This is a genomic window from Mycobacterium sp. NGS16 (assembly GCF_059813225.1).
Window position 1 is genome coordinate 836,521 of the sequence record NZ_JCALEE010000001.1, and the last position, 17,063, is coordinate 853,583.

Consider the following 17,063-nt stretch of genomic DNA (forward strand, 5'->3'; position numbering starts at 1 on the left):
CCAGCACGAGTCGACGCAGCGCAACCTGATGCAGTGCTGGCAGCGGCACGGAACCTCCGGGGCTGCGCAGCTCTGGGCCGGCGTTATAGCGTCAGGGGGTGTCGGTACCGCTGCAGGGCGGCGTCCCGGACTTGACGGGCCGCGCCGCGGAGCGCCACGTGGTCGATCAACTTCTGGATGCGTTGCGCGCGGGTCGGAGCCGGGCCCTTGTGATCCACGGCGAGGCCGGTATCGGTAAGACGGCGCTGTTGCACTACGCCGCCTCGCGAGCGACCGGCATCCGGGTGCTTCGTGCAGCAGGTGTCGAATCGGAGCTGGAACTGGCGTACGCCGGGCTGCACCAGCTGTGTGCCCCCTTCCTCGACCGGCTCGATCACCTGCCCGCGCCGCAACGCCGGGCTATGCAGATCGCCTTTGGTATCAGCTCCGGCCCGCCCCCCGACGAGTTCGTCCTGGGGCTCGCTGTACTGGGCCTGCTGTCGCACCTGGCCGAGGAACGACCACTCATCTGCCTGGTGGACGATCAACAGTGGCTGGACCGGGCCTCGATGAGGTCGCTGGCATTCGTCGCCCGCAGGCTCGGCGAGGAGTCGGTGGGGATGGTGTTCGCGACCCGGCAGCGAGGGATCGAGGTAGCCGGCTTGCCGGATCTACCCGTCGCCGAATTGGCGGACGCCGATGCGCGACGACTGCTCGACAGGGCGCTTGATGGTCCGCTCGATGCGCGGGTCCGCGATCAGATCGTCATCGAATCACGCGGGAATCCCCTTGCCCTGCTGGAGCTTCCGCGCGCGGTATCGACGGCCGCGTTGGCCGGTGGCTTCGCGCTGCCGCGCGCGGGGTCGCTCACCGGGGCACTCGAGGAAACGTTCCGCGTCCGCTATCGGGCACTTCGCCCCGAGGCCCGGCTGCTGCTGCTGGTCGCGGCTACCGATCCGACCGGCGATGCTGCGTTGGTGTGGCGGGCCGCCCAGGCGCTCGGCATCGACGACAGCGCCGCGGTGGACGTTGCCGACGCGGGCCTGGCGGAGATCGGCACCCGGGTACGTTTCCGGCACCCGTTGGTGCGTTCGGCGACGTACTGGTCGTCGTCGATCGCGGACCGGCAGTCGGTGCACCGCGGACTCGGGGAGGCCACCGACGCGACCCGTGACCCGGACCGGCGCATCTGGCACCTCGCCCAAGCCGCCGCGGGGCCGGACGCAAAGCTGGCAGATGAGCTCGAACGCGCCGCCGACCAGGCGCTCGAACGAGGTGGGCTGGTGGCCGCGGCGGCATTCCTGGAGCGGTCGGCACTGCTGACGCTCGAGCCCTCCCGGCGGGGACAACGCGCCCTGATGGCCGCGCGGGCCAATGTGCAGGCCGGGCGATTCGATGCGGCGACCCACCTGCTGACCACCGCCGAATCGGAGTCGGTTGGCGAGCTTCAGCGCGCCCACATCGACCTGCTCCGCGCTCACCTCGCGTTCGCGACCAGCCGCGGGGGCGAGGCGCCGCTACTGCTGCTGCAGGCAGCGCGAAGATTCGAGCCCATCGATCCGCAACTCGCCAGGGAGACCTACCTGGAAGGCATCTCCGCCGCTGCGTTCGCCGGGCGGCTCGCAAGCCCTGGCGGAGACGTCCTCGACCTGTCGCGCGCCGCCATGTCGGCCCCGGCCCCCCGGGGAATACCGCGGACAACCGACCACCTCTTGGCCGGCATGGCCAAGAACATCGTCGAGGGATACCCAGCGGCGGTCGCAGACCTTCGCGCTGCGCTGGCCAGCGTGCCGGGCGAGATGTCGCCCACCGAAGAACTGCGGTGGATGTGGTTGATCAACGAGACCGCATTGCACCTGTGGGACGACGCGCGCTGGAACGCGCTGTCGGAGCGTTACCTTCGCCTGGCCCGTGGCGTCGGCGCGCTCATCGAGCTGCCCCTGGCGTTGAGCACCCGGGCCATCATGCTGGTGTTCGCCGGCGACCTGTCCACCGCGAGCGTTCTCATCGCCGAGCAGGCGGCTGCCACCGAGGCCACCGGTATCAATCTGGGTCCGTACGCCGCCGCGCAACTGGCCGCGGTCCGCGGTCGCTACGCCGAGACGATGGGGTTGGTCGACGACATCCTCGCCGTGGTGCCGCTGCGCGGGGAGGGTATCGGCATGGCGATCGCCGAATGGACGAAGGCACTGTTATTGAACGGCACGGGGGATTATCCGGAGGCGATGGCCGCGGCGCAGCGCTCCCTGCACCATCAGAAATACCCTGACCTGCACTATCCCGGGATCGCGAACTGGGCCGTGGCGGAGCTGATCGAGGCCGCCGCCCGTACCGGAATAACCGACACGGCAACCGAAGCAACACAGTGGATGACCGCGATGACCGATGCGAGCGGCACCGACTGGGCACTGGGCGTGGGCGCGCGATCCCGGGCGCTGGTGGCCCAGGGCGAGGAGGCCGAGCAGCTCTACCGCGAAGCGATCAGACGCCTGCAGGCCAGCCTGGTGCGGACCGACCTGGCCCGCGCGCACCTGCTCTATGGCGAGTGGCTTCGCCGGGAGCGGCGCCGCGTGGATGCCCGCGAACAACTGCGCACCGCGCACGACATGCTGGAGTCGATGGGAATGTCGGCGTTCGCCGACCGCGCATGGCGGGAGCTTATGGCGACGGGCGAAACCGCCCGCAAGCGGTCGGAACCGACTCGCACCGCCGAACTCACCGCCCAGGAGCTGCAGGTCGCTCGGCTGGCCCGCGACGGGCTCTCCAATCCCGAGATCGGTACCCGGCTCTTCATCAGCGCCAAGACCGTTCAGTACCACCTGCGCAAGGTGTTCATCAAACTCGACATCACCTCCCGGGCCCAGCTCGAGTACGTTCTCCCCTCGGTCTGAGCTCGGTTGCTGCCCACCGGCCGAGGCGAATGACGTTGTGGCCGGCGGAGCATCACCGATATGCCGGCAGGACCGGTCCCGCGCCACCGGCCTGGGCGGTTAGACCATCCACGTGGTCCCGGGCCGCTGGCCTCTGCTGGCGCAAGTTGTGGGAAAGCTGTCGCATCCTCGACCTCCCGGCGCCGGCCGGGTGGGTGAAGCTCGACCGGTGATTCCTTCCACCGCTCCCAGCCCGGCGGTTGCGGCCGCCGCAAACTCCCGGCAGATCCGGAGGACCGTATGACGATGAACCGCAGCGACAACGACACCTGGGACCTGGCCCGCAGCGTCGGCGCCACCGCGACCATGGTCGCTGCGGCCAGGGCGGCGGCCAGCAGACGACCCGACCCGATCATCAACGACAAGTTCGCCGAACCGCTGGTCCGCGCTGCCGGGGTCGAGTTGTTCGCACGACTGGCAAGCGGCGAGCTGGAGTACGCCGATGTCGGATCTGCTTGGATGCCAGACTATTTCGGGGCTCGCACCCGGTTCTTCGACGCTTTCTTCCCTGCTGCGACCATCGCCGGCATACGGCAGGTGGTGATCGTGGGATCCGGGCTGGATTCCCGGGCGTACCGATTGGATTGGCCACCAGGGACGGTCGTCTACGAGATCGACCAGCCGGAGGTGATCGCATTCAAGAACGCGACGCTGGGTCGCCTGGGTGCCGACCCGAAGACGGAGGTGCGCCCGGTCGGCATCGATCTGCGTCAGGACTGGCCCGCCGCGCTGCGTGCAGCAGGCTTCGATCCGGCGGCGCCGGCCGCCTGGTTGGCCGAGGGGCTGATGATCGGATACCTTCCCGGTGACGCCCAAGACCGCATGCTGGAGCAGATCACCGCGTTCAGCGCGCCGGGCAGCCGGCTGGCCGCCGACTACTTGCGCAGTGACTCCGCCTCAGTGGGGGCGATGATCTTGCGCACCGCCGAGGACTGGAGACTGCGCGGTTACGACGTCGACTTCGGCGCCCTTACCTACGCCCGCGGGCCCAAGGACGTCGAGTCCTCACTGCAAGCCCGCGGCTGGCAGACCGTCAGCTACCGGCTCACCGATCTGCTCACCGCGGCCGGAGTGGCCGACGGAGGTATGGACACCAGTCCGGACGGGCACGGTGCCATGGACTACGTCACCGCGATCCGTCGGGGATCGGAATGACTGGCCATCGGCGGATGCGAGGCCTGCCCCGTGCGCAGCATCCTGGCCAGCAGCGGACAGTGAGTGGAGGCCGATGATGCGTGTGGTTGTTGCGATGACGGGTGCGACGGGTGCCGTGTTGGGCATCGGTGTGCTGGAGGCACTTGCTCGGTTGGGGGTCGAGACGCACCTGGTTCTCAGTGAGTGGGCGCGGGCGACGATCAAGTTGGAGACCGACGTCAGTGTGGGTGAGGTTCGTGCGCTGGCGACTCACGCCTATGGTGCCCGCGATCTGGCGGCGGCTATCTCCAGTGGCTCGTTTCGCACGGACGGGATGGTGGTGTGTCCGTGCAGTATGAAGACGTTGAGCGCGATCCGGATCGGCTTCAGCGACAATCTGATCACCCGGGCTGCTGACGTCACGCTCAAGGAGCGTCGCCGGCTGGTGCTGGTCACCCGGGAGGCTCCGCTAAGTGAGATTCACTTGGAGAACATGCAGTATCTGGCGCGCGCGGGTGCGGTGATCTTTCCGCCCACGGTGGCCTATTACGCCCGTCCTCGTTCGGTGCAGGAGGTGACCGACTATGTGGTGGGCCGGGTCATCGATCAGCTCGGGATCGAGCACTCGCTGATCAACCGCTGGAAAGACGACCGGCGCCTGGGCGTGCACGGTGACGCCGGGCTGGCGGTGGTGAGGGCAACGAAATGACCACGGCCACCGGCGCGACCGGACCCCAGACGGACAACGGGGCCATCGAGCAGAACACCGGTCCTGATCTGCGTAGCTGGCTTGGCACCCTCGAGGCCGCCGGTCAGCTGCGCCGGATCACCGTCCCGGTGGACTGGGATGAGGAGATCGGTGCGATCACCCGCGCCAACTTGTGCCTGGGTGGACCGGCGCTGTTGTTCGAGAACATCATCGGCCACGAAAACACCCGGTGCACCAAGCTGTTGACGTCGGCGATCGGCAGCCGACGCCAGATCCAGTTGCTGCTGGGCCTGCCCGAGGGCACCACTGATTCGGCTATCGTGCATCACCTGCGCCAGGCGTTCAGCCACCCCGTTGCACCGCGCATCGTGGCCACCGGCCCGGTCAAGCAGAACATCATCGAAGGCGCCGACATCGACCTGCGGGAGTTGCCGGTGCCGAAATGGCATGGCCACGACGGCGGCCGCTACATCGACACCTTCTGCGGTGTCATCACAGCAGACAAAGTGACCGGCCGGGACAACATCGGCCTGTACCGGGGCATGATCGTCGACCGCGACAAGATCGCCAAACTGCTGGTCCCCAGCCAGGGCTGGGGTGGACACATGGCGGAGTACAAACCGGAACCAATGCCGGTCGCCGTCGTCTACGGATGGCACGATGTGCTGCCGTTCTGTGCGGGCAGCCCATTCCCCAAGAACATCTGCGAATGGGACATGATGGGGGCGCTGCTGGGCCGCCCCGTCGACCTGGTGGCCTGCGAGTCGGTGCCGCTGCATGTGCCGGCGACCGCCGAGATCGTCGTCGAGGGATACATCGACCCCGACCCGGGGACCTTCGCCATGGAAGGCCCGTTCGCCGAGTACCCCGGATTCATCGGCGATGCCGCACCGGCGCCGGTGCTGCACGTCACCCGGATCACCCACCGCAACGACCCGGTGTTGCGCGGCACCCTTGAGGGCATCCGCCCCGGGATGCTCAACGAGGACAGCATCGTCAACTTCGCCCGCTCGGCCATCACCTGGAACCTCCTCGACGATCTGGGCATCGGCGGCATCACCGACCTGTGGATGACCGAGGTCACCAATGGCCAAAACACCGTGGTGCAGATCCAAAAGCGATACCGCGGACACGCCCAACAGATCGCCTCGGCACTGTGGGGCACCGGCGGCTCGATGTGGTTCCACAAAAACGTCATCGTCGTCGAGGAAGACATCGACATCCACGACCCGGCCGCCCTGGACTGGGCCCTGTCCTACCGTGTCAACGCCGGCCACGGCGATATCGCCTTCTTCGGTCCAGGCCTGGGCTCATCACTGGATCCATCGACGCCGCCACAGCGCAACGACACCAACAAATACGGCACCGGCGAATGGACCCGCGTCCTCGTCGACGCCACCCGCAGCTGGGACATCGACCCACGGCCGCAGTGGGGAGGACGCCGATTCCCCCCGACCGACCGGCTACCAGTCGAATTGGAAGCCCGAATCGCCGCCCGCTGGAGTGAATACGGGATCGGCATCCCCTACCTGGACACCGCCGGTCGCGAACGCCTGACCCTCGCCCAACTAAGCAAACGAATGCCACAGGTATAGGCGCCTGCAGCAGGCCATCCATTAGATCGGAGAACATATGCCCGTCTACCGGTGCTACAGCCCCGCCGGCCTATTGAGCAGGTCGGCGAAAGCTGCTGTTGCCGAAGGGATCACCACCATTCATACGCACGCCACCGGGGCGCCCAGACTGTACGTTAACGTGCTGTTTCACGAGATCCCGGACGGCAACTGCTTCGTTGCGGGCAAGCCGGCCGCCTACTCCTACGTCTTCGGACTCATCCGCCACGGGCGTGACCTGCCGACGCGGCAGGCGATGCTGGCCGAACTCTCCCGGATGTGGGCACGCGTCACCGGGCAATCGGAAGCCGAGATCCTCGTTGCGCTGACCGAGACCGATCCTGCGAATGCGATGGAGGCCGGGGCGATCCTGCCCGAGCCCGGAGACGAGGAACAGTGGCTGGCGGCCAACCGCACCATCCTGACCGGAGACACCTCGACGTGACCGGAATCGACCTAAGCGTCGCGATACCACCGTCGTTCGAGGCGGCACGGCATATCGCGACGGCGGAGAAACTGGGCTATCGCCGGGCCTACCTCTACGACACGCCGTTTGAAGGCGGCGATGTCTGGCTGGACCTGCACCGCGCCGCCGAATTGACCACGACGATCGAGCTGGGTCCCGCCGTCCTGATTCCGACACTTCGCCACCCGTTGGTGAATGCCGCACAGACCGTGTCCCTGCATCGGCAGGCCCCGGGCCGCATCGTCAGTGCATTCGGTACCGGGTTCTCCAGCCGGGCCGCCATGGGTCAGCCGCCGATCCGGTGGTCCTATATGGAGTCCCACATCCGTACTTACCAGGCGCTGCTCGCCGGCGAGACCGTCGATTGGGAAGGCGCAGCCATCAAGCTGATGCTCACCACCGCACACGCGGACACGCTGCCGCTGCGAATCCCGTTGCTGCTGGCCGCGACCGGCCCCAAGGGCGCCGGCGTGGCGAAGCGTCTCGGCGTCGACGGGCTGATCTCGATGTTCGATGTGGTTGCCGCACAACGCGAATTTCCGCGGGCCGTGGTCGCGACGATGGGCACCGTCATCGACGACGACGAAGACCCCGCCGGTGAGCGGGTTCGCGCGGCCGTCGGGCCGTCCTGGGCGGCTGCGTATCACTACACCTATACCGTCCGCGGCGCCGAGACGGTACGCGAGATGCCGGGTGGTCAGGCCTGGCTCGAGGTGATCGAGAAGGTCCCGCATGCCCTGCGGCACTTACACATCCACCAGGGTCACATGATGGAGATGAACGATGCCGACCTAGCGGCCTGGCGCGCCGGGGGCCACGCCTCGGTTGCGTCGGTCACCCTCACCGGCGACGCCGCCAGGGTCCGAACCGCGGTCTCCGCTCTGGCCCGAGCCGGTGCCACCGAGATCATGTTCGAGCCGTCGGGCCCGGACATCGACCGCGAGCTCGAAACCTTTCTCGCCGCCGTCCGGAGCTCACCCCGGTAGGTCGATGGCGGCGAAGTTCACCGTCGCCGTCGCCGCGAGCTCGTCGTCGTTGCCCCGGTAGATGTCGACCTGGACCACCACCGAGCGCCGGCCGGTGCGCAGGATGGCCGCGACGGCCCGCGCCGGTCCCACCTTGATCGGCCGCAGGTAGCGGATGAACAGATCGGTGGTGGCGATGCCGTTGCCGAAAGCGGTGCTGCGGGCGGCGAGCTGGCCGGCCGCCACGTCGGCCATGGTGGCGATCAACCCGCCCTGCAGGCCGCCGGCGGTGTTGACCACCCGCTCATCGACGGGCATCTCCATGGTCAAGGTGCCGTCGGCCGACGGCACCTCCTGCAGGCCGAGTTGGGCGAACAACTCCCGGATCGATTGGGGCGCGGTCATAGTCAGCGCGCCTCGGCGCGGTCCCAGGCCTCGTCCATGGTGCGCAGAATCTCCTCGGCGCGACCGAGCCCGGCCAGGTGGCTTTCCCCGGGGATCGGGTACAGCCGGGCATCGGGCAGCAGCGAGACGGCGTGTTCCCCGTGCGCGAACGGGATGATGTGGTCGGCGTCGCCGTGCCACCAGTGCACCGGCACCTGCACCTCATCCAGCCGCAAGCCCCAGTAGCGGGCGAACAGGACGGCGTCGGCGATGGGCGCGGCGAGCTGCTTGCGGGAGCCGTTGAGCAGGTCGTCGAGGAACATCGCCTTGAACTCCGGCCGGCCCAGCAGCCGGCGGTCGCCCTCGGGGGAGATCAGCGCGTAGAGCTCCAGCGCCGGTTCGGCCACCGGCCGGATCATCCGGATCAGGCCGGTGGCCACAATGCTGATCGGGCGCCCGGCGCGCTGCAGCACCGGCTCGGCGAGCCGGGCCAGCGTCATCAGGCCGCTGCCGATGGCGTCGGGGCCTACCGCGGGGGCGACACCGCCGAGGATCCCGGCGGCGACCACCCGCTCGGGCATCGCCGCCGCGCACGCCAGGGTGTAGGGGCCGCCGCCGGACAGCCCGATGACCGCCATCTTGTCGATGCCCAGGGTGTCGGCCACGGTACGCAGATCGTCGGCGAACTGGGACACCGTCTGGTACTGATACGGCGTCGAGGAACCGATCCCGGGCCGGTCCACCCCGATCAGGCGGATGTTCGCCTCCTTGGCGTAGATCCGCGCCTCGACCGGGATCTGGCGGCGGGCGCCGGGGGTGCCGTGCAGCCAGAACATCGCCCGGCCCTGCGGGGCGCCGAACTCGGCGAAGCCGAGCTGACGGTCTTCGCCGACGGCGATATTGCCCTCGATCTGCGGGCGGGCGATCGCGTAAGCCATGCCCTGAGTGTGGCACGGGCCTGGGAGCTGGGTCACACGCCGGTGCCGGGGCCGGCAGTCGGCTCGCTGGCCGGCATGGACATCACGGTCGGCTGGGCGCGGCCGCGCAACAGCGCCGAGCCGTGCTGTGCCCAGTGCGCCCGCTCGCGGTCGTCGGCGAGTTCCAGCGCGGTCTGCGAGCACAGCACGCGGGCGCTGACGGTCTTGGCGCGGTCGGCCAGCCGCGCCGCCTCGTTGACGGCGTCGCCGACCACGGTGTACTCGTAGCGGTTCTCGCTGCCGATGTTGCCGGCGAACACCCGCCCCGCCGAGACGCCGATCCCGAAGTCCACCAGCGGCAGCCGGCGAAGCTGGGTGAGCAGGGTGCGGGCGGTGGCCAGCGCCGCCGCGGCCGAACCCTCGAGGGGGACCGGCGCGCCGAACACGGCCAGCGCCGCGTCGCCCTGGAACTTGTTGATCGAGCCCTGCTGGGCGTCGACGGCGGCCACCACGATGCGGAAGAAGTCGTTGAGCACCGCGGCGACCTCGTCCGGCGGATGGGTGGCGGCCAGCTCGGTCGAGCCCACCAGGTCGATGAACAGAATCGCCGCCTCCTGCACATCGCCGGCGAGCGCAAGATCGCGCTCCACCGCCAGGCGGGCCACCTCCGGGCCGACGTGCCGGCCGAACAGGTCGCGGAGCCGGTCGCGTTCGCGCAGGCCGGCCACCATGCGATTGAACCCGGTTTGCAGCCGCCCGATCTCGGAATGCTCGTAGACGCTGACCGAGGCCTCCATCTGCCCGTGCTGAACCCGGGCCATGGCGGCGACGACCTCGCCGACCGGATCGGAGACCGAGCGGGCCACCAGGATCATGGCGCGCATCCCGAGCAGCACCGCGACCAGACACAGCACCAGCACCGGCGTCTCCACCGAGGCGGTGCGGTCGATGACCCACCCCATCCGTCGGCAGACGATCAGGACGACGATGGCCGCGGCGGGCAGCGCGCAGGTGATGAACCACATGGTGACCAGCCGGGCCAGCACCCCGGGGGCGGTGGCGCGGACATCGGTGTTCCGCCAGGTGGCAGCCACGATCGGCCGGAAGGTGCGGTGGGTGAACAGCATGCTGGTGCACACCGACGCGGTTCCGCCGAACACGACGACCATGGCCAGCAGCACGAGCAGCCCGACGTCGGTCGAGCGCAGTGCGGCCAGGCCGATGGCTCCGCCGACCACCCAGGTGCCCAGCACGATCGTCGACTGGCGGCGCAGGATGTTGATCGCGGCGCGGCGTTGCCCGGCGTCGGGTTGCTGTCCGGCGGTGTACCAGCGCAGCGATCCAGCGATGCTGGCCGTTCCGGAGATGACCACGGCAACTGTGCCCAGCCCGACCAGCACGGCGGTCAAGACCAGGTGCTGCGGGCGCAACAGGATGTTGGCACCGGTGGGGGTCTCACCGGTCAGCGACAACACCACCGCGATCGCTTCGGCACTGGTGAGCAGGTGGGCGAAGGCCAGCCCGGTCGCGTAGTCGGCACCGACCCGAAGGGCCGAACGGGGCCGCGACGCTGCGCTCGAACCGGCCCGCGAACCTGCCTGAGTCATCGCGGTCGCGCCCATCCGTGAGTGCCTGCTGCAGTCAAAGTGCTCTCAAAGTTATACGGATCGGGCGAGCCCGGTGCGGCGAATCTGTGTGTACAAATTGACACCAAATGTCTAGACAACGGACGTAGCGAGATGTAATGTCCATCCACAACGGTGGTCGAACTCACAAGGAGGGACGCGGATGGCGCACAACGGCACTGCGGCGGCACCAATCCAGGCGTGGCGGGACAAGAAGCGCTACCTGTGGCTGATGGGCTTGATCGCCCCGACGCTGATCTTCACCATGCTCCCGTTCGTGTGGGCGATGAATCGGCTCGGCTGGCACGGGGCCGCGCAGGTGCCGTTCTGGATCGGGCCGATCCTGATCTACCTGTTGTTGCCGGCGCTGGATCTGCGGTACGGCGTCGACGGGCAGAACCCGCCCGACGAGGTGATGGCCCAGCTGGAGAACGACCGGTACTACCGCTACTGCACCTACGCCTACATCCCGTGTCAGTACGCCAGCGTGGTGCTGGGCGCCTACCTGTTCACGGCGGCCGATCTGAGCTGGCTGGGTGTCGAGGGGTCACTCAGCTGGTTCGCCAAGATCGGGCTGGCGCTGTCGGTGGGCGCCCTGGGCGGCGTCGGCATCAACACCGCGCACGAGCTGGGGCACAAGAAGGAGCGCCTGGAGCGCTGGCTGTCGAAGATCACCCTGGCGCAGAGCTGCTATGGGCACTTCTACATCGAGCACAACCGCGGGCACCACGTGCGGGTGGCCACTCCCGAAGACCCGGCGTCCGGCCGCTTCGGCGAGACCTTCTGGGAGTTCCTGCCGCGCAGCGTCTTCGGTGGTCTGCGCTCGGCCTGGCAACTGGAGGCCGCGCGGCTGCGCCGGTTGGACAAGGGGCCGTGGCGGTTGTCCAATGACGTGCTCAACGCGTGGCTGATGTCGGTGGTGCTGTGGGGAGTGCTGATCGCGGTGTTCGGCCCGGCGCTGATCCCGTTCGTCGTCATCCAGGCCGTCTACGGGTTCTCCCTACTGGAGTCGGTCAACTACATCGAGCACTACGGCCTGCTGCGCGGCACCCGCCCCAACGGCCGCTACGAGCGCTGCACGCCCGAACACAGCTGGAACTCCGACCATCTGGTGACCAACCTGTTCCTCTACCACCTGCAGCGGCACAGTGATCACCACGCCAACCCGACCCGGCGTTACCAGACGCTGCGCAGCATGGCCGAGGCGCCGAACCTGCCCAGCGGCTACGCGTCGCTGATCGGGTTGACGTATTTCCCGCCGCTGTGGCGCAAGCTGATGGATCACCGGGTGCTGGCGCACTACAGCGGCGACATCACCCGGGTCAACATCGACCCCCGGCGCCGGGCGAAGATCCTCAACCGCTACGCCGCCACCGAGCAGGCGGCCGCATGATGGCGCGCTACCGCTGCCCGGGCTGTGACTACCTCTATGACGAGGCCATCGGCGCGCCGCGTGAGGGGTTTCCGGCCGGCACACCCTGGCGCCAGATCCCCGATGACTGGTGCTGCCCGGACTGTGCGGTCCGCGAAAAAGTGGATTTCGAACCGGTGGAGGTCCCAACGTGAGCGACTACAAACTGTTCCGCTGCCTGCAGTGCGGCTTCGAGTACGACGAGGCGGTGGGCTGGCCGGAGGACGGTATCGCACCCGGCACCCGCTGGGCTGATATCCCCGAGGACTGGAGCTGCCCGGACTGCGGCGCGGCCAAGGCGGATTTCGAGATGGTGGAAGTCGTGCGGGGATGACACCAGCTAATCTCGCGGTGGTGAAACGCATCCCCTACGCCGAGGCATCCCGGGCGCTGCTGCGCGACTCGGTGCTCGACGCGATGCGGGAGTTGCTGACCACCCGGGACTGGTCGTCGATCACGCTGGCCGCCGTGGCGGAGGCGGCCGGGGTCAGCAGACAGACCATCTATAACGAGTTCGGTTCGCGCCAGGGGTTGGCGCAGGGCTACGCGATCCGGCTGGCCGACCGACTCGTCGACGCCGTCGAGCGCGCCATCTACGGCAACGTCGGCGATGTCCACGCCGCCTTTCTGGAGGGGTTCCGGTCGTTTTTCTCCGAGTCGGCCGCCGACCCGCTGGTCATCTCGCTGCTGACCGGTGTCGCCAAGCCGGACCTGCTGCAGATCATCACCACCGACAGCGGCCCGATCATCACCCGCTGCTCGCAGCGGCTGACGTCGTCGTTCATGCACAGCTGGGTCAAGGCCAGCGAGGAAGACGCCGGCATCCTGGCCCGGGCCATCGTCCGGCTGGCCATGAGCTATGTCTCGATGCCCCCGGAAGCCGACCACGACGTGGCCGCTGACCTGGCCCGATTGTTCACTCCGACCGCCGAGACCTACGGGGTCATCGACGTCGATTGACCCGCTCGAGCATTCCCGGGCGTTCGCCGGTAGCTTGTAGCGGAGCTGATTTCACCGAACCTACGGGGGCGCACTGATGAGTTTGACCGCGGACAGCCGCAACGGCATCGACTACAAGGTCGCCGACCTGTCGCTGGCCGAATACGGCCGCAAGGAGATCCGGCTGGCCGAGCACGAGATGCCGGGCCTGATGGCGCTGCGCCAGGAGTACCACGGCGTCAACCCGCTCAAGGGCGCCCGCATCACCGGCTCGCTGCACATGACGATTCAGACCGCGGTGCTCATCGAGACCCTGGTTGCGCTCGGCGCCGAAGTCCGTTGGGCGTCGTGCAACATCTTCTCCACCCAGGACCACGCGGCCGCCGCGGTCGTCGTCGGCCCCCACGGCACCGTCGAGGAGCCCAAGGGCACCCCGGTGTTCGCCTGGAAGGGCGAGAGCCTGGAGGAGTACTGGTGGTGCGCCGAGCAGGCCCTGACCTGGGAGGGTGAGCCGGCCAACATGATCCTCGACGACGGCGGCGACGCCACCATGATGGTGCTGCGCGGCGCCCAGTACGAGAAGGCCGGTGTGGTGCCGCCCGCCGAGGACGGCGACTCGCACGAGTGGAAGATCTTCCTGGCCACGCTGCGCGACCGGTTCGAGACCGACAAAACCAAGTGGACCAAGATCGCCGAGTCGGTCAAGGGTGTCACCGAGGAGACCACCACCGGCGTGCTGCGCCTGTACCAGCTGGCCGCCGCCGGTGAGCTGGTGTTCCCGGCGATCAACGTCAACGACTCGGTCACCAAGAGCAAGTTCGACAACAAGTACGGTTGCCGGCACTCGCTGATCGACGGCATCAACCGCGGCACCGACGTGCTGATCGGCGGCAAGAAGGCGCTGGTCTGCGGCTACGGCGACGTGGGCAAGGGCAGCGCGGAGTCGCTGGCCGGCCAGGGTGCGCGGGTCACCGTCACCGAGATCGACCCGATCAACGCCCTGCAGGCGCTGATGGACGGGTTCGACGTCAAGACCGTCGAGCAGGCCATCGCCGAAGCCGACATCGTCGTGACCACCACCGGGAACAAGGACATCATCACCCTCGAACACATGAAGGCGATGAAGGACCAGGCCATCCTGGGCAACATCGGCCACTTCGACAACGAGATCCAGATGGCTGCGCTGGAGACGTCCGGAGCCACCAAGCTCAACATCAAGCCGCAGGTCGACCAGTGGACCTTCGGTGACACCGGGAAGTCGATCATCGTGCTGTCCGAGGGCCGGCTGCTCAACCTGGGCAACGCCACCGGGCACCCCTCGTTCGTGATGAGCAACAGCTTCTCCAACCAGGTGATCGCCCAGATCGAGCTGTGGACCAAGGGCGACGAGTACGACAACGAGGTCTACCGGCTGCCCAAGCACCTCGACGAGAAGGTCGCCCGCATCCACGTCGAGGCGCTCGGCGGCACACTGACCAAGCTCACCAAGGAGCAGGCGGAGTACATCGGCGTCGACGTCGAGGGCCCCTACAAGCCGGACCACTACCGGTACTGATTTCGGCTGCCAGCAGGCACAAGAGCCCCATTCCGGCCCGGAATGGGGCTCTTTGCCGGGGACGGTGCCCGCGGGTGCGGGGAACGGCCGAAGCGGCTTGCCTGCCGCGAGAGGCCTACGCTGGACGGCAGACGCATACGACGGGAAGGGTTCAGACCATGAATTCATCGCGATCGATCCATACCGCGCTGATCCGCGCGGCGGGTGCTGCCTTGCTGGCCGCTGCCACGGCGGTCGTCGGTGTTCCCGCCGGCGAGGTCGCTGTTGCGTCGGCAAGCCCCGTGGTCGCGGGGCCGTCCGCTCCCGCCGACCTACCGCCCGGCGTCGCCGGGATGCCGTTGGGCGGAGGCTGGGGCCACGGCGGCGGCCACGGTGGTGGCCACGGTGGTGGCAACGGCGGCTGGGGTCACGGCAACTGGGGCAAAGGCAACTGGGGCCACAACGGCTGGATCAACGGTGGCCGGATCAACGGTTTCATCCAGAGCGGGGGGCGCGGCGGCTGGTAGCCGAGCCGCTCAGTGCCTGGCGTGAGCGATGACCTCCGCCGGCGTGCCGCACGCCTTTTCGTCACTGATCGACGGCCAGCGGCCGGGCATGCCGGATCGATCCGGTTCGTCGCTGCCGGCTTCCGGCAGGTCGATCGGGTGGCTGCCCGCGAAATCGATGACGCGCTGGATCTCTTCCGGCGTGTAGCCGTTGTGGGCCTGGGTCAGTACGAAGTCGCTGTAGCTCACGCACAACGCCTGGTAGGCGGGTTTGATGGCGCTGGCGGCGGCATACTCGGTTTTGCTGTGGGTGACAAAAGCGAAGAAGGCCGCTATCGAAGCGGCCACCGCGGCGATTACCGCGGCAGCCGCCGTGACCCAATCTGACCAGCTGCGCCGAACACGTGTTTCTGCGGTCATGAGGTTCCCCCTGGATCGGTGGGTGTCAGCTTAGCGGTCAGCGGTACGCCGGAAGGTGGGAAACGTGAGTAGGCTGCCGCCGTGCTGATTGCGATCGAAGGTGTCGACGGCGCCGGCAAGAACACCTTGACCACGGGGCTGGAGGCCGCGTGGCGGGCCACCGGTCGCACGGTGGCCACGCTGGCGTTTCCGCGCTACGGCGACTCGGAGACCGCCGACCTGGCCGCCGAGGCGTTGCACGGCCAGCACGGCGACCTGGCGGATTCGGTGTACGCGATGGCGGTGTTGTTCGCGCTGGACCGCGCCGGGGCTCGGGCCGAGATTCGGCACCTGCTGCACCACCACGATGTCGTGCTGTTGGATCGCTACGTCGCCTCCAACGCCGCCTACAGCGCCGCCCGGCTACACCAAGACGCCGACGGGGAGATCGTGGACTGGGTGCACACGCTGGAGTTCGGCCGGTTCGGCCTGCCGGCGCCCGACTGGCAGGTGCTGCTCGACGTCCCCGCCGAGTTGGCCGCCCAGCGCGCCCGGACTCGCGAGACGCAGGACACCGCCCGCGCCCGCGACAGCTACGAGCGCGACGACGGCCTGCAGCGCCGCACCGCCGAGGTGTACCGCGCGCTGGCCCGGGCCGGGTTCGGGGGGCGGTGGCAGCTGGCCGGTCCGACGGTCTCAGCGGCCGAGCTGGCGGCCGATCTGTCCGCGCAAATGCGCGGGTAAAACCGCGAAACGCGCGTGTGGTAGCAGGCATTTGTCTCGATCTGATGACACCATGTACGCCATGAGGCAAAGGATTCTCGTCGTCGATGACGACGCTTCGCTGGCCGAGATGCTCACCATCGTGCTCCGTGGGGAGGGTTTCGACACCGCGGTCGTCGGCGACGGCACCCAGGCGCTCACCGCGGTGCACGAGCTGCGGCCCGATCTGGTGCTGCTGGACCTGATGCTGCCCGGCATGAACGGCATCGACGTGTGCCGGGTGCTGCGGAAGGACTCCGGTGTGCCGATCGTGATGCTCACCGCCAAGACCGACACCGTCGATGTGGTGCTTGGGCTGGAGTCGGGTGCCGACGACTACATCATGAAGCCGTTCAAGCCCAAGGAGCTGGTGGCCCGGGTGCGGGCCCGGCTGCGCCGCAACGACGACGAGCCGGCCGAGATGCTCTCGATCGCTGACATCGACATCGACGTGCCGGCGCACAAGGTGAGCCGCGCCGGTGAGCAGATCTCCCTGACCCCGTTGGAGTTCGACCTGCTGGTGGCGTTGGCGCGCAAGCCCCGCCAGGTGTTTACTCGTGAAGTGCTCCTCGAACAGGTCTGGGGATACCGGCACCCGGCCGACACCCGGCTGGTCAACGTGCACGTGCAGCGCCTGCGGGCCAAGGTGGAGCAAGACCCGGAGAACCCGACCGTGGTGCTGACCGTTCGAGGAGTGGGTTACAAGGCCGGACCTCCGTGATCCCCACCGGGGAGCGGCTGCGGTGATCTTCGCGTCTTCGACGAGGCAGAGCGCCAGCGATGCTGAGGA

At 68.3% G+C, this 17,063-nt stretch carries 18 protein-coding genes; 14 read left to right on the plus strand and 4 right to left on the minus strand.

What is annotated here, in order from left to right:
* Nucleotides 1–98 precede the first annotated feature (98 nt).
* The 6 genes from AC5Y4Q_RS04140 to AC5Y4Q_RS04165 all read left to right on the plus strand — a co-directional run bounded on the left by AC5Y4Q_RS04140 (nt 99) and on the right by AC5Y4Q_RS04165 (nt 7,817).
* Complete coding sequence (locus AC5Y4Q_RS04140; protein WP_234786420.1) at nt 99–2,870, plus strand: helix-turn-helix transcriptional regulator; 2,772 nt, start codon at nt 99–101, stop codon at nt 2,868–2,870.
* A 285-nt stretch (nt 2,871–3,155) separates the two neighbouring features.
* On the plus strand, nt 3,156–4,064 hold the full coding sequence (locus AC5Y4Q_RS04145) for an SAM-dependent methyltransferase (RefSeq protein WP_064923830.1): 909 nt from the start codon (nt 3,156–3,158) through the stop codon (nt 4,062–4,064).
* A 76-nt stretch (nt 4,065–4,140) separates the two neighbouring features.
* Nucleotides 4,141–4,752 carry a UbiX family flavin prenyltransferase gene (locus tag AC5Y4Q_RS04150; protein ID WP_064923811.1) on the plus strand — a complete coding sequence of 204 codons (612 nt, stop codon included), beginning with the start codon at nt 4,141–4,143 and terminating at the stop codon, nt 4,750–4,752.
* On the plus strand, nt 4,749–6,347 hold the full coding sequence (locus AC5Y4Q_RS04155) for a UbiD family decarboxylase (RefSeq protein ID WP_064923812.1): 1,599 nt from the start codon (nt 4,749–4,751) through the stop codon (nt 6,345–6,347). The genes AC5Y4Q_RS04150 and AC5Y4Q_RS04155 overlap by 4 nt, the downstream gene beginning before the upstream one ends.
* A gap of 37 nt (nt 6,348–6,384) precedes the next feature.
* The gene (locus tag AC5Y4Q_RS04160; RefSeq protein WP_064923813.1) at nt 6,385–6,810 is read left to right on the plus strand and encodes a tautomerase family protein; all 426 of its coding nucleotides are present in this window, start codon (nt 6,385–6,387) and stop codon (nt 6,808–6,810) included.
* Entirely contained in the window at nt 6,807–7,817 is a 1,011-nt protein-coding gene (locus AC5Y4Q_RS04165) for an LLM class flavin-dependent oxidoreductase (RefSeq protein WP_064923814.1), read from the plus strand. Before AC5Y4Q_RS04160 ends, AC5Y4Q_RS04165 begins: the two co-directional genes overlap by 4 nt.
* On the opposite strand, the gene AC5Y4Q_RS04170 is transcribed toward AC5Y4Q_RS04165, so the two are convergent.
* The 3 genes from AC5Y4Q_RS04170 to AC5Y4Q_RS04180 are packed head-to-tail and all read right to left on the minus strand — an operon-like array spanning nt 7,806 to nt 10,617.
* Nucleotides 7,806–8,201: a PaaI family thioesterase gene (locus AC5Y4Q_RS04170; RefSeq protein WP_064923815.1), complete on the minus strand. Its 396-nt coding sequence runs from the start codon at nt 8,199–8,201 to the stop codon at nt 7,806–7,808. The two genes, AC5Y4Q_RS04165 and AC5Y4Q_RS04170, sit on opposite strands and share 12 nt — an antisense overlap.
* Nucleotides 8,202–8,203: 2 nt before the next feature.
* The gene (locus AC5Y4Q_RS04175) at nt 8,204–9,118 is read right to left on the minus strand and encodes an alpha/beta fold hydrolase (protein WP_064923816.1); all 915 of its coding nucleotides are present in this window, start codon (nt 9,116–9,118) and stop codon (nt 8,204–8,206) included.
* Between the two features lie 32 nt (nt 9,119–9,150).
* Entirely contained in the window at nt 9,151–10,617 is a 1,467-nt protein-coding gene (locus AC5Y4Q_RS04180; RefSeq protein WP_064923831.1) for an adenylate/guanylate cyclase domain-containing protein, read from the minus strand.
* Nucleotides 10,618–10,885: 268 nt separating this feature from the next.
* Here AC5Y4Q_RS04180 and AC5Y4Q_RS04185 point away from each other — a divergent pair, with 268 nt between their 5' ends.
* The 6 genes from AC5Y4Q_RS04185 (at nt 10,886) to AC5Y4Q_RS04210 (ending at nt 15,133) form a co-directional block, all read left to right on the plus strand.
* Nucleotides 10,886–12,115 carry an alkane 1-monooxygenase gene (locus AC5Y4Q_RS04185; RefSeq protein WP_064923817.1) on the plus strand — a complete coding sequence of 410 codons (1,230 nt, stop codon included), beginning with the start codon at nt 10,886–10,888 and terminating at the stop codon, nt 12,113–12,115.
* Complete coding sequence (locus tag AC5Y4Q_RS04190; RefSeq protein ID WP_064923818.1) at nt 12,115–12,288, plus strand: rubredoxin; 174 nt, start codon at nt 12,115–12,117, stop codon at nt 12,286–12,288. Before AC5Y4Q_RS04185 ends, AC5Y4Q_RS04190 begins: the two co-directional genes overlap by 1 nt.
* Nucleotides 12,285–12,467 carry a rubredoxin gene (locus tag AC5Y4Q_RS04195; RefSeq protein WP_064923819.1) on the plus strand — a complete coding sequence of 61 codons (183 nt, stop codon included), beginning with the start codon at nt 12,285–12,287 and terminating at the stop codon, nt 12,465–12,467. Before AC5Y4Q_RS04190 ends, AC5Y4Q_RS04195 begins: the two co-directional genes overlap by 4 nt.
* Nucleotides 12,464–13,093, plus strand: coding sequence for a TetR family transcriptional regulator AlkX (gene alkX, locus AC5Y4Q_RS04200; protein ID WP_064923820.1), 630 nt, complete (start codon nt 12,464–12,466; stop codon nt 13,091–13,093). The genes AC5Y4Q_RS04195 and alkX overlap by 4 nt, the downstream gene beginning before the upstream one ends.
* A gap of 76 nt (nt 13,094–13,169) precedes the next feature.
* A complete protein-coding gene (gene ahcY / locus AC5Y4Q_RS04205; RefSeq protein WP_064923821.1) occupies nt 13,170–14,627 on the plus strand; it encodes an adenosylhomocysteinase in 1,458 nt (485 codons plus the stop codon).
* A gap of 158 nt (nt 14,628–14,785) precedes the next feature.
* Nucleotides 14,786–15,133 (plus strand): hypothetical protein, encoded by a 348-nt coding sequence (locus AC5Y4Q_RS04210; RefSeq protein WP_064923822.1) that lies wholly within the window; start codon nt 14,786–14,788, stop codon nt 15,131–15,133.
* 9 nt (nt 15,134–15,142) lie between these two features.
* On the opposite strand, the gene AC5Y4Q_RS04215 is transcribed toward AC5Y4Q_RS04210, so the two are convergent.
* Nucleotides 15,143–15,532, minus strand: a complete 390-nt coding sequence (locus tag AC5Y4Q_RS04215; RefSeq protein ID WP_125224358.1) for a hypothetical protein — start codon at nt 15,530–15,532, stop codon at nt 15,143–15,145.
* 81 nt (nt 15,533–15,613) lie between these two features.
* On the opposite strand from AC5Y4Q_RS04215, the gene AC5Y4Q_RS04220 reads away from it, so the two are divergent.
* Both AC5Y4Q_RS04220 and mtrA read left to right on the plus strand, forming a co-directional pair.
* Nucleotides 15,614–16,255, plus strand: coding sequence for a dTMP kinase (locus tag AC5Y4Q_RS04220; RefSeq protein ID WP_064923824.1), 642 nt, complete (start codon nt 15,614–15,616; stop codon nt 16,253–16,255).
* Nucleotides 16,256–16,307: 52 nt separating this feature from the next.
* A complete protein-coding gene (gene mtrA, locus AC5Y4Q_RS04225; protein WP_019737852.1) occupies nt 16,308–16,994 on the plus strand; it encodes a two-component system response regulator MtrA in 687 nt (228 codons plus the stop codon).
* Nucleotides 16,995–17,063: the final 69 nt, after the last annotated feature.

Bases quoted from the DNA above. Each gene is read 5' to 3' on its own strand.
- AC5Y4Q_RS04145 (WP_064923830.1), top strand. From the start codon at position 3,156: ATGAACCGCAGCGACAACGACACCTGGGACCTGGCCCGCAGCGTCGGC.
- AC5Y4Q_RS04150 (WP_064923811.1), top strand. From the start codon at position 4,141: ATGCGTGTGGTTGTTGCGATGACGGGTGCGACGGGTGCCGTGTTGGGC.
- AC5Y4Q_RS04155 (WP_064923812.1), top strand. From the start codon at position 4,749: ATGACCACGGCCACCGGCGCGACCGGACCCCAGACGGACAACGGGGCC.
- AC5Y4Q_RS04160 (WP_064923813.1), top strand. From the start codon at position 6,385: ATGCCCGTCTACCGGTGCTACAGCCCCGCCGGCCTATTGAGCAGGTCG.
- AC5Y4Q_RS04170 (WP_064923815.1), bottom strand. From the start codon at position 8,201: ATGACCGCGCCCCAATCGATCCGGGAGTTGTTCGCCCAACTCGGCCTG.
- AC5Y4Q_RS04175 (WP_064923816.1), bottom strand. From the start codon at position 9,118: ATGGCTTACGCGATCGCCCGCCCGCAGATCGAGGGCAATATCGCCGTC.
- AC5Y4Q_RS04185 (WP_064923817.1), top strand. From the start codon at position 10,886: ATGGCGCACAACGGCACTGCGGCGGCACCAATCCAGGCGTGGCGGGAC.
- AC5Y4Q_RS04190 (WP_064923818.1), top strand. From the start codon at position 12,115: ATGGCGCGCTACCGCTGCCCGGGCTGTGACTACCTCTATGACGAGGCC.
- alkX (WP_064923820.1), top strand. From the start codon at position 12,464: ATGACACCAGCTAATCTCGCGGTGGTGAAACGCATCCCCTACGCCGAG.
- ahcY (WP_064923821.1), top strand. From the start codon at position 13,170: ATGAGTTTGACCGCGGACAGCCGCAACGGCATCGACTACAAGGTCGCC.
- AC5Y4Q_RS04210 (WP_064923822.1), top strand. From the start codon at position 14,786: ATGAATTCATCGCGATCGATCCATACCGCGCTGATCCGCGCGGCGGGT.
- AC5Y4Q_RS04215 (WP_125224358.1), bottom strand. From the start codon at position 15,532: ATGACCGCAGAAACACGTGTTCGGCGCAGCTGGTCAGATTGGGTCACG.
- mtrA (WP_019737852.1), top strand. From the start codon at position 16,308: ATGTACGCCATGAGGCAAAGGATTCTCGTCGTCGATGACGACGCTTCG.